The sequence below is a fragment of the Vicinamibacteria bacterium genome (assembly GCA_035620555.1).
GTDB lineage: Bacteria > Acidobacteriota > Vicinamibacteria > Marinacidobacterales > SMYC01 > DASPGQ01.
Window position 1 is genome coordinate 1 of sequence record DASPGQ010000674.1, and the last position, 2160, is coordinate 2160.

The following is a 2160-nucleotide window of genomic DNA, read 5'->3' on the forward strand; positions in this document are numbered from 1 at the left end:
CCGCGGCGCCCGCGGCGGCCGCCGGAGCGAGCAGCAGCGCGGCGATGCCGAGGGCAGGGATCGGAAGGCCGGCCTCCCCAAGCGCGTCGCGGCGTCAGGGCCCGAACTCCAGATCGTCGCGCTTCGGTTCCTTCATCATCGCGTAGAGCTCGGCCGTCTCGTACGGCGTGTTCACGACCAGTCGCCGATCCGCGCCGACGTAGTAGTTGCGATCCACCGAGCGGGTGTCCTTGAGGAAGGCGAGCTCCGACGCCACCGCGTCGAGCTCCGCGTTGTGCTTCTCGAACGCGTTCTCGCTGACCGCGACCTGCGCGTGCCCCTCCTCGAACATCGTGTGGAGGCATTGCGCGATGTAGGCGGCGTAGATCTGGAACCACGAGGGGAGCGAGACCCCGCCCGAAACGGGCTGGGAGTTCGGTCCGTAGAGCATGAAGAAGTTCGGGAAGTGCGGGACCATCATCCCGAGATAGGCGCGCGGGCTGCGGCCCCCCCAGTATTCGCGGAGACTCAGGCCCTTCTCGCCATGATAGGTGGCGGGCCAGAGGAACTGGTCGACTTCGAAGCCCGTCGCGAAGACGATGAGATCGACCTCGTGATGCTTGCCGTCGACGGTCTCGATGCCGTTCTTCGTGATCCGCACGACGCCCGCCGTCACGAGAGCGACGTTGTCGCGGGTGAGGGCCTTGTACCAGCGGTTGTCGACGACGGGCCGGCGGACCATCGGTGCGTAGTCGGGCACCAGCTGCGCGAGCAGATCCGGCCGCTCGCCGATCTGCTCCTTGATGTAATCGATCATGAAATCACGCAGCTGCTCGCTCTTCTGCGTGATGCGCCCTCCCTGCTTCTCCCACTCGGGATCCGGGATCAGGTAGTCCTCGTGCCAGGTCATGAGACCGATGATCGAGGTGTAGCGGCACCAGTTCCAGTAGCCGGGCAGGTTCTCGAAGAGCCAGCGGACCTCCGGCTCCACGCGTCGGCCGTAGTTCGGCCGCGGGGCGATCCACTGGGGGGTGCGCTGGAATACGCAGACGTGCTCGGCCTCCTCGGCCACCGGCGCCAGGAGCTGGACGCCGCTCGACCCGTTGCCGAAGACGGCCACGCGCTTGCCCCGCACCTCGATGTCGCTCGTCCACTCGGTGGGGTGGACGATCGTGCCCTCGAACTCGTCGACTCCGGGAATGTCCGGCCGCTTGGCCTTCGCGAAGACCCCGGCCGCGCTCACGACGACGTTCACGTCCCGCTCGACGCGCTCTCCGTCGGGGCCCTGGAAGCTCAGATGCCACGTCGAGCTCTGCTCGTCGAAGCGCGCGTCATGGAGATCGTGTCCGAGGCGGATGTGTTCGCGGACGCCGTACTTCTCGGCGATGAACTCGAGGTAGCTTCGCACCTCTTCGCCACTCGCGAAGTACTCGCTCCACGGATACTCGTCTTCGAAGCTGAACTCGTACGTGATGCTGAGGGTGTCGACGCGGATCTCGGGGTACTTGTGGATGCTCCACGTCCCGCCGATCTCGTTGCGTCGGTCGTAGAGGGCGTAGGGGATGCCGAGCCGACCCAGCTGCACGGCCATGGCGATCCCGGCCGGGCCTGCGCCGATGATCGCGACTTCGAAGCCTTCCGGAACCGCGGCGGCGCCCTCGGGGCGCTCGAACTGGAACGGGTAGGGGGTGAAGGCGAGGAACTTCCGCCGGACCTCGAAATGCTCGTCGCGCGTCGGCACCCCGAGCACGAGATCCATCAGCCTGCGGAGCTCTTCGTCGGAGGGCACGCGCCGCTCGAACGCGTCGCTCCGGGTCTCGAGCAGGTGGATCGCCCGCTCCGACAGACGAGCGCGATCCGCTTCGTCGAGCGTTGCGACGGGGCCGAACTCGGCGAGCGCCGCATCCCCCGTGGCCTGGTAGAGCGCCACGCGAAGCGCAGCCAGGTCGCAAGCTTCGACGGCCCTCCGGATGAAGGCCGCATCGACTTTCTCGCCCACGCTGTTCGTCCTCGGATCGCGGCGAATCGGTCCCATCGGAGACTTTGCGCGTTCTCGTGGCCTCGTTTCTATCGCAATGGCGATATCTCTGATGTAATCGTAATATCTCCCCGTGTCCAGACGTGCCCTCTCCGCGACCCGGGCCGCCGACCTGCTGAACTTCCTGGCGGCGCATCCCGACG

Annotated in this window: 1 protein-coding gene; it reads right to left on the reverse strand. The window is 66.8% G+C overall.

Annotation, left to right across the window (positions count from 1 at the left end; translation table 11 throughout):
- Positions 1–94 precede the first annotated feature (94 nt).
- Positions 95–2160, reverse strand: a 2066-nt coding sequence (locus VEK15_27390; GenBank protein HXV64453.1) for an NAD(P)/FAD-dependent oxidoreductase, incomplete at its 5' end; no start/stop codon positions are given.